Origin of the sequence: Streptomyces thermovulgaris (assembly GCF_002155915.1) — a bacterium.
GTDB lineage: Bacteria > Actinomycetota > Actinomycetes > Streptomycetales > Streptomycetaceae > Streptomyces > Streptomyces thermovulgaris.
The window spans coordinates 1-8,480 of sequence record NZ_MUME01000135.1; the positions used below are offsets into that span (position 1 = coordinate 1).

Annotated in this window: 8 protein-coding genes; 1 reads left to right on the forward strand and 7 read right to left on the reverse strand. The window is 73.1% G+C overall.

Annotation, left to right across the window (positions count from 1 at the left end):
* Positions 1 to 20 precede the first annotated feature (20 nt).
* The 6 genes from CCN35_RS13330 to CCN35_RS13355 form a co-directional block, all read right to left on the reverse strand.
* Complete coding sequence (locus CCN35_RS13330) at positions 21 to 1,001, reverse strand: cation diffusion facilitator family transporter (protein WP_067396703.1); 981 nt, start codon at positions 999 to 1,001, stop codon at positions 21 to 23.
* Between the two features lie 166 nt (positions 1,002 to 1,167).
* Entirely contained in the window at positions 1,168 to 2,319 is a 1,152-nt protein-coding gene (manA, locus tag CCN35_RS13335) for a mannose-6-phosphate isomerase, class I (protein ID WP_086792792.1), read from the reverse strand.
* A gap of 104 nt (positions 2,320 to 2,423) precedes the next feature.
* Positions 2,424 to 3,551 carry an SIS domain-containing protein gene (locus tag CCN35_RS13340; protein ID WP_086792793.1) on the reverse strand — a complete coding sequence of 376 codons (1,128 nt, stop codon included), beginning with the start codon at positions 3,549 to 3,551 and terminating at the stop codon, positions 2,424 to 2,426.
* A 97-nt stretch (positions 3,552 to 3,648) separates the two neighbouring features.
* Positions 3,649 to 3,819, reverse strand: a complete 171-nt coding sequence (locus tag CCN35_RS13345; RefSeq protein ID WP_079129803.1) for a Trm112 family protein — start codon at positions 3,817 to 3,819, stop codon at positions 3,649 to 3,651.
* 137 nt (positions 3,820 to 3,956) lie between these two features.
* Positions 3,957 to 5,321, reverse strand: coding sequence for a phosphomannomutase/phosphoglucomutase (locus CCN35_RS13350; RefSeq protein WP_079129804.1), 1,365 nt, complete (start codon positions 5,319 to 5,321; stop codon positions 3,957 to 3,959).
* A gap of 274 nt (positions 5,322 to 5,595) precedes the next feature.
* A complete protein-coding gene (locus tag CCN35_RS13355; protein ID WP_067396711.1) occupies positions 5,596 to 6,021 on the reverse strand; it encodes a DUF3499 domain-containing protein in 426 nt (141 codons plus the stop codon).
* Between the two features lie 272 nt (positions 6,022 to 6,293).
* Between CCN35_RS13355 and CCN35_RS13360 the strand changes: the two genes are divergently transcribed.
* Positions 6,294 to 6,743 (forward strand): metallopeptidase family protein, encoded by a 450-nt coding sequence (locus CCN35_RS13360; RefSeq protein WP_079129805.1) that lies wholly within the window; start codon positions 6,294 to 6,296, stop codon positions 6,741 to 6,743.
* Positions 6,744 to 6,765: 22 nt separating this feature from the next.
* Here the strand turns inward: CCN35_RS13360 and CCN35_RS13365 are convergent, their stop codons facing one another.
* A complete protein-coding gene (locus CCN35_RS13365) occupies positions 6,766 to 8,355 on the reverse strand; it encodes a DUF5719 family protein (RefSeq protein ID WP_067396716.1) in 1,590 nt (529 codons plus the stop codon).
* Between the last annotated feature and the right edge of the window lie 125 nt (positions 8,356 to 8,480).

Below are 8,480 nucleotides of genomic sequence, written 5' to 3' on the forward strand. Positions count from 1 at the left end.
CCTCGCGACGGACCCGGGACTCAGTGGCCGGCGGTGTGGGGGGCCGGGCCGCCCGGGGTGGCCTCGCGGTCCGGTCCCTTGGCCGCTTCGGCCTCGCAGTAGATGTCGGGCTCCAGGTAGATGACGCGGGCGATGGGCACGGCGGCGCGGATGCGGTCCTCGGCGGCGTTGATGGCGGCGGCGACGTCGGCGGCCGTGTCGTCGTGCCGGACGGCGATCTTGGCGGCGATGAGCAGCTCCTCCGGGCCGAGGTGGAGCGTGCGCATGTGGATGACACGGGTGACGGTCTCGCCGTCGACCATGGCGGCCTCGATCTGCTGGACCACGTCGGTGCCGGCGGCCTCGCCGAGCAGCAGGGACTTGGTCTCGGCGGCCAGGACGACGGCGATCAGGACGAGCAGGACACCGATGCAGATGGTGCCGATGCCGTCCCAGATGCTGTCGCCGGTGATCAGGGCGAGGCCGACACCGCCGAGGGCGAGGACGAGACCGACCAGTGCGCCGAGGTCCTCCAGGAGCACGACCGGGAGCTCGGGTGCCTTGGCGCGGCGGACGAACTCCGTCCAGGACAGCTTGCCGCGCACCTCGTTGGATTCCTTGATGGCCGTGCGGAAGGAGAAGCCCTCGGCGATGATCGCGAAGACGAGGACTCCCACCGGCCAGTACCAGTGCTCCAGTTCGTGCGGGTGGAGGATCTTCTCGTAGCCCTCGTAGATGGCGAACATGCCACCGACGGTGAACAGGACGACGGAGACCAGGAAGGCGTAGATGTAGCGCTCGCGTCCGTAGCCGAACGGGTGCTGCGGAGTGGCCTCGCGCTGGGCCTTCTTGCCGCCGAGCAGCAGCAGGAACTGGTTGCCCGAGTCGGCGAGGGAGTGCACGCTCTCGGCGAGCATCGACGACGAGCCGCTGAAGACGAACGCCACGAACTTCGATGCCGCGATCGCTAGGTTGGCACCGAGTGCCGCCACAATCGCCTTGGTGCCGCCTGACGCGCTCATGTGTCCGTCCGGTCCCTTCGCTGTCGTCCCTGTGTCGATTCCGGCTCGTACTGCTTCCGGCTTGTGTCGATTCCGGCTTGTGCCCGGGCTTTGGCCGGGGGTCATTGTCGCAGCCCGGCCGGGCCGCGACGTCCGGCGGCGATGAATCGGGCCGTCGCGGGCGGGGTCAGACGACGACGGTGGCCCGGAAGAGAATGCCGGCGCCGGACACATCGGTCTTCTCGCCTGCCGGGACGAAGACGGACTGTCCCGGGGTCAGGGTGTGCTCGCCCGTCCGCACGGAGCCGGCCGTGCAGAGCAGGATCTGCGGGGTGTCGAGGGTGAGGTCGCGGCCGGCGGTGCCCTCGGACAGGACGTAGCGGGAGAGACGGAACTCGTCGACGGGGGTGTCGTAGACCTCCTCGCCGTCGGGTCCGGCCTCGGGGCGCAGGATGCCGGGGTCGGCGGCCTCGAAGCGGACGATGCGCAGAAGTTCGGGGACGTCGACGTGCTTGGGGGTCAGGCCGCAGCGCAGGACGTTGTCGGAGTTCGCCATGATCTCCACGCTCAGGCCGTTGAGGTAGGCGTGCGGGACGCCGGCGCCGAGGAAGAGCGCCTCGCCGGGTTGCAGGCGGACGTGGTTGAGGAGCATCGCGGCGAGGACGCCCGGGTCGTCCGGGTAGTGGCGGGCTATGTCCGCGTAGGGGGCGTGGTCGCCGCCGAGGCGGGCGCAGGCGGCCGCGGCCTCGGCGACCGTGCCGGCCATCTGCTCGCGGTCGGCGGTGAGGAGGGCGGTGAGGACCTCGCGCAGGGCCGCGTTCTCGGGGCGGGTGCGCAGCAGGTCGACGTACGGCTTGAGGGCGGCCACGCCGAGGGCGTCGAGCAGGTCGGCGGCCCGGTCCGGTGCGCGGAAGCCGCACAGGCCGTCGAACTCGGTGAGGGCGCACACCAGTTCCGGCTTGTGGTTGGTGTCCTTGTAGTTGCGGTGCGGGGCGTCGAGGGGGATGCCGCGGCGCTCCTCGTCGGCGTAGCCCCGTCGGGCCTGTTCGAGGTCGGGGTGCACCTGGAGGGAGAGCGGGGCGCCGGCGGCGAGGATCTTGAGCAGGAAGGGCAGCTGCGGGCCGAATCTGGCGACCGTCCTGGCGCCCAGTTCCCGTTCCGGGTCGGCCTCGATGACCTCGGCGAGGGTGCCGCGTCCGGTGCGCGAGGGCGCGCCGGGGTGGGCTCCCATCCACATCTCCGCCTGCGGTTCGCCGCTCGGCTCGACACCCAGCAGGTGCGGTATGGCGGTGGTGGAGCCCCAGGCGTAGGGGCGGATGGTGTTGTCGAGGCGGTCCATCGTCTCTCTCTGCGGTTCTCGCGGGTCCGGGCGGCAGAAACGGGTCAGGGGCGGATCGGGAACGGGCCGGGGACGGATCGGGAACGGGCCGGGCGCGGATCGGGTCAGGTGCGGGAGGCGAGCGCCAGGTACACGGCGGTGAAGTCCGTGATGGCGATCAGTTCGGCAAGGGTCTCGAGCTCGTCCCCCGGTTCCGGTTCCAGTTCGCTGATCGGTGTGTCGTGGCCGAGCGCCAGCTCACGGGCGGCCGGTGCGGCGGTGAGGCCGCCGATCGGGCGGTCGCGGAGCAGCACCACGCGCGCGTGCAGGGCGGGGGGATCCTCGACCCGGTCGCGGAAGAAGTCGTCCGGGTCCGCGCTGGCGGCCAGGGGACCGGCGAGCAGGGCGCTGTGCGCGGCGAGCGCCTCGGGCAGTTCGGCGACGACCGCGGGGATGCCGGAGAGTTCGGCGAGCCCGGCGGCGAAGCGGCGGCCGGCGGGGCCGGCGGAGACGCCCTCGGTCCAGATCAGGGGCAGGGTGTCGGCGAGTTCGGCGGCGAGCGCCTTGGCCGGGTTGCGGTAGGTGACGATGGCGGGTCCGCAGCGCTCCGCGACGTGGTCCAGCCGGTCGGCGGTCCTCTCCAGGACGTCGGGCGGGGCGGTCAGCAGGCCCACGCGGTCCAGGAGGGCGAGCAGCGGGGTGAGCAGTGCCCACAGCACGCCGGGGGCGGATCCGGCGAGGGGTTCGCCCTGGTCGTACGGTGCCGTCGCCATCGGTACGAACAGGCCGCGGACGGCCCGGACGGCATCGGCGAGCGGGGAGCGGGCCGGGGCCACGGCGACGACCGCACAGCCGCGCCGGTAGGCCTGCTCCGCGAGCATGGACAGGCTGGGCTCGGTGCCGTCCGGGGTGGCGATCAGCAGCAGGTCGACGGAGCCGGCCCAGCCGGGCAGCTCCCAGCGCAGGGCACCGGCGGCCGGGGCCACACCGGTGGGGGCCAGCCGGATGACGGGGCTGCCGGCGCCGGCGAGCGTGCCGAGCAGGTCGGCGGCATGGGTGGCGGCGGCACCCGGTCCGGCGATCAGGACGGCACGCGGGCGGCCGTCGGGCCTGAGGTCGCGCACGCCGGCCTCGGCGGCGTTCCGGACGGCGGTGCGGACCCGGGCGCCGGCCTCGGCGGCGCCGCGGAGCAGTCCGCGCCGGTCGGCCTCGGCGAGTCCTTCGGGGTCGTCGAGCAGCGATTCGTCGAGCATGGGCGGCAGCCTCCGATCAGGCTCCGAACGCCGGGTCGTCGGTTGTGGGACGGCGTACCCCGTCCGGGGGCGGCGTACCTCCCGTGGAGGGGTGATGCTAGGCGGGACGGCGGGCCTCGTCGATGAGCAGGACGGGGATGCCGTCGCGCACGGGGTACGCCAGACCGCAGTCCTGACCGGTGCAGACCAGCTCGGTGTCCTGCTCCTTGAGGGAGGCGTGGCAGGCGGGGCAGGCGAGGATCTCCAGAAGGCCGGCTTCGAGCGGCATGGGCGTTCCCTTCGGGGGCGGGCGGACGTGTGTGCGGTCGTACGGTCGTGCCTGGTCAGGGTACCGCCGGTGAGGATCGCACGGCGGGGCCGGTCCGGGCCGCGCCCGGGGTGGACGGGAGCGGCCCTCGGGGTGCCTCAGCCGCGGATGACGGCCAGGACCTCGTCCCTCACCCGGGCCATCGTGGCCTCGTCGCGGGCCTCGGCGTTCAGCCGCAGGAGCGGTTCGGTGTTGGAGGGGCGGACGTTGAACCACCAGTCGGCGGCGGTGACCGTGAGGCCGTCGAGTTCGTCCAGGGTGACGTCGTCGCGGCCGGCGTACGCCGCCTTGAGGGCGGCGAGGCGGGCCGTCTGGTCCTCGACCGTGGAGTTGATCTCGCCGGAGCCGACGTAGCGGTCGTACTGGGCCACGAGCGACGACAGGGGGCCGTCCTGGCCGCCCAGGGCCGCGAGGACGTGCAGGGCGGCCAGCATGCCCGTGTCGGCGTACCAGAAGTCCTTGAAGTAGTAGTGCGCGGAGTGCTCGCCGCCGAAGATCGCGCCCGTCCGGGCCATCTCGGCCTTGATGAAGGAGTGGCCCACACGTGTGCGCACGGGCGTGCCGCCGTGCTCCCTCACCACTTCCGGGACCGACCAGGAGGTGATGAGGTTGTGGATGATCACGCCCTTGCCGCCGTTCCTGGCCAGCTCGCGGGCGGCGACCAGCGCGGTGATCGCCGACGGGGAGACCGGCTCGCCGCGCTCGTCGACGACGAAGCAGCGGTCGGCGTCGCCGTCGAAGGCGAGGCCGAGGTCGGCGCCCTCGGCGCGCACCCGGTTCTGCAGGTCGACGAGGTTGGCCGGGTCCAGCGGGTTGGCCTCGTGGTTGGGGAAGGTGCCGTCCAGTTCGAAGTACATCGGCACCAGGTCGACGGGCAGGCCGGCGAGGACGGTCGGGACGGTGTGGCCGCCCATGCCGTTGCCCGCGTCGACGACGACCTTCAGGGGGCGGAGGGAGGTCAGGTCGACGAGGGAGCGCAGATGGGCCGCGTAGTCGTCCAGGGTGTCGCGCTGCGTGATCGTCCCCGGCCGGGCGACGGGGTCCGGGGCGCCCGACTCCCGCCATTTCTCGACCAGTTCGCGGATCTCCGCCAGGCCCGAGTCCTGGCCGACGGGGGCGGCGCCGGCGCGGCACATCTTGATGCCGTTGTACTGGGCGGGGTTGTGGGAGGCGGTGAACATCGCGCCCGGCAGTCCCAGGGCGCCCGAGGCGTAGTACAGCTGGTCCGTGGAGCACAGCCCGATCTCGGTGACGTCCGCGCCGCGCCGTGCCGCCCCGCGGGCGAAGGCCCGGGCCAGGCCGGGCGAGGAGGGCCGCATGTCGTGCCCGGTCACCAGGGCGCTCGCGCCGGTCACCTGGGCGAAGGCCGCTCCGAAGAGCTCGGCCAGGGACTCGTCCCACTGGTCCGGGACCACTCCGCGCACGTCGTACGCCTTCACGATCTGCGACAGATCAGCAGTCACGGCCCACCCTTCCGGAGTCCTATCGGTCACCACAAGCTAACCGGTGCCTGCCGGCCGTGGTGGCGCCGGTGGCCGGATGCGCCGCGGATGCGTCCCTGTGCCATGCCCCGGGTACGGCACGGGCACGGCCGCGGGCGTGGTGCGGACGTGTGCGCGGGCATGCCGAGGGGCGGCATGGCGAAGGGCCGGGCGCGCGGACCGCGGCTGCCCGGCAGTCGGTCGTCCGGCGATCGGCCGCCGGTGACCGGTCGTCCGGTGATCAGTTGTCCGGTGATCAGTTGTCCGGAGAGCGGAGCACACGCAGGTGACCGCGGCGTGCGACCTCCAACGCGTCCACCGCGCGCGGACCGCCGCCACCGGCCTCGGCCGCCCGCTTCTGGGGCCTGGCCGCCTCGCGCACGGCGTTGGCGAGCGCTTCCAGGTCGTCCCCGCTGGGCCGTGCGGGAGCCGAACCGTCGAGAAGGCGGACGACCTCCCAGCCCCGGGGCGCGGTGAGGCGCTCGGAGTGCTCGGCGCACAGGTCGTAGCAGTGGGGTTCGGCGTAGGTGGCGAGCGGGCCGAGGACGGCGGTGGAGTCGGCGTAGACGTACGTCAGCGTCGCTACGGCAGGCCGGCCGCAAGCGGTGCGCGAACAACGACGTACAGAGCTCACGATGTTGGACGGTACCGCACTCTTGAGCGGGCCGCGACGACTCTCCATCAGGTCGTTCCACCGTGTCGCCGAGCGAAAAGTCCCGCACACCCTTTCTGTCACGCTTCGCTGACCTGCAAGGATGCCCGGTCGAGCGATCGAACGCCCCCGGCTTCGCTCGCAACCGGACACAAAGGCCGCCAATCGCCTCGAGCACGGCGGCACCATGGAGATGCTGGAGAGATACGGAATCGAGTCCGACCCCCGGCCCGAGCAACCGCCGGACCACAGACCGCCGGGACCGGACGTCCACGGACACCGGGGACTACCCTTCAGCAGTGATGGACAACCGTGTGCCGCCCCGGGCCACCGGCCCCGGGCCTCGACGACGTGATCGCCACGGCCGTGGAATGCGCGGCCCGATCGCACCGCCGCAGGTGCCGCTCGCGGCGAGCCGTGCCGAAGCATTCGCGGACCTGGTACGGGACTCCGTGGACCGCCTGGAGCGACGGTGGCCGCAGCTGGCCGACATCGACTTCCTCGTGCTGGAGGTGCCCCGGCTGGACCAGCCCGGGCAGCCCTGGAGCGACGAGGCGGTGCCGCTCGGGGGCACGATCGCCGCGCGGGACGGGCGGCGCGCCCGTGTGGTGGTCTACCGGCGGCCGGTGGAGATCCGCGCCAAGGGGCGCGACGAGCGGGCCGCCCTGGTGCACGAGATCGTCGTCGAGCAGGTGGCCGAACTGCTGGGACTGACCCCGGAGACGGTGGACCCCCGGTACGGCGAGGACTGAGACGCCGCCCGGGGAGCCCCCTCTACTTCTGCAGCACCGACAGGTCCTGCTCCGCCCGCGGCACCGCCACGGTCCCCCGGTCGTCCGGCAGCGTCTGGATCGTGAACGCGGGAACGCCCCCGGCCGCCACCTCGAGGGTGCGCGCCCCGTGGACCGGGCCGCCGGAGAGGCGCTCCACCGTCAGGGCGTACGGTCCCTTCAGTCCGGACGGCACCGGCGGGGCGATGTCCTGGGTGCTGCCCGCCTTGATCGTGTAGGTCTTCGACGCCGGTGTGCCGCCCTCGCTGCCCGCCGACGCGGTGACCTTGACCCGTGCGGCGGCCTTGGGGGCGGTCAGCGAGAGCGTCGAGCCCTTGGCCCTGTTGTCGGCCGAGGTCGCGCGCCTCTCGAGCGGCCTCGTCGCCGGGATGAACGCCGTCTCCTGCTTGTCGCCCTCGCCCCGGACGACCCGCAGCGCCGCGACCACGGGCACCGGCCGCGAGGCCGGCGTGAGCACCAGCGAGCCCGCCTCCCCGCGGGTGATCGCACCGAGGTCGACGGCGGTCGTCATCCCGGCCTTGACGCGGACCGTCGCGTTCCCGGCGGGTGTGATCAGCCCGGTCGGCGTGGCCAGCTGCACCTTCAGATCGGCGTCGGTGTCCCCCGGTGTGAAGACGACCAGCCGTACGGAGGTGGCGTCCTTGGGGATGCCCGGCAGCACCAGGTCGCTCGCCGGGTCCGCGGACGCCGTCAGCCAGTCGCCGCCCAGCTTGTCGTCGAGGGCCTGCACGGCCGCACCGACCCGGCCGCTGCGCACGCTCACCTGCACGGTGAGGTCCTCCTGCGGGGCGTCGGTGAGCGTGGAGAGCAGGACCGGCTCGCTGGAGTACGGCGGAATGGTGATGCCCTCCCCGGCGTCCGACGCCACGGGGCCGTCCTTGCCGTACAGCTCGATGTCGACGACGGCCGCGGAGTCGTCGGGGTTGGTCAGATGGACGTAGTCGGAGCGGCCGGAGGCCGTGCTCGCGCCCGGGAACCAGAACTGGGTGTCCGGGGCGGCGCAGGTGATGCCCAGCAGACCGCGGCCGGCGCCCACGGCGACCTCGGTGGTCTGCTGCATCGTCCAGCCGGGCGCGAACTTGCCCTCGGCCGTGCCGATCAGTGCGGGGGCGTCCGCGCCGGAGGTGTCGCCTGTGGCGGGGCTGCCGGGCTCCTTGGGCTCCAGGACGGGTTCGACGGCCCGCTCGCCGTCCCCGCTCTTCTCGTTCTCCTTGTTCTCCTCGTTCTCCTCGGTGTTCTCCTCGTTCTGCGCGTCCCCGTCCTTGGAGTCCTCGGAGTCCTTGGAGCCGTCCTTCCCGTCGCCGTCCGCCGGCTTTCCGGTGGCGGGCCGGAGCCGGGCCTTGCCCGTGCTGCTCGCGCCCTGGGTGACGGGGGTGAAGGACGTGTACGAGGTGTCGGCGATGTCGGAGCTGCTGGGCGTCGGACAGACCAGGGTCGTGCGCTCGACGGGCAGCTGGGCGGCCGCCTCGACGGGGCCGCCGCCCGGGGTGTCCGGCGGGTTCAGCGCGGCGAACCCGGTGACGGCGGCGAGTGCGGTCACACCGGTGATCAGGGACAGGGTCGTGCGGTTCACTGCTGGCTCCCGTGGGGGCGCTCACTGCCGTTGCCGTGCTGGGGGTACGGCTCGTCGTACCCCTGCTGGTACGCCTGGTCGTACGGCGCCGAGGGGGCCTGGCCCCCGTACGCGTACGGGTCGTA

Excerpts from the sequence above, each read along its gene's own strand:
- CCN35_RS13330 (WP_067396703.1), bottom strand. The coding sequence starts at position 1,001 with ATGAGCGCGTCAGGCGGCACCAAGGCGATTGTGGCGGCACTCGGTGCC.
- manA (WP_086792792.1), bottom strand. The coding sequence starts at position 2,319 with ATGGACCGCCTCGACAACACCATCCGCCCCTACGCCTGGGGCTCCACC.
- CCN35_RS13340 (WP_086792793.1), bottom strand. The coding sequence starts at position 3,551 with ATGCTCGACGAATCGCTGCTCGACGACCCCGAAGGACTCGCCGAGGCC.
- CCN35_RS13345 (WP_079129803.1), bottom strand. The coding sequence starts at position 3,819 with ATGCCGCTCGAAGCCGGCCTTCTGGAGATCCTCGCCTGCCCCGCCTGC.
- CCN35_RS13355 (WP_067396711.1), bottom strand. The coding sequence starts at position 6,021 with ATGGAGAGTCGTCGCGGCCCGCTCAAGAGTGCGGTACCGTCCAACATC.
- CCN35_RS13360 (WP_079129805.1), top strand. The coding sequence starts at position 6,294 with ATGGACAACCGTGTGCCGCCCCGGGCCACCGGCCCCGGGCCTCGACGA.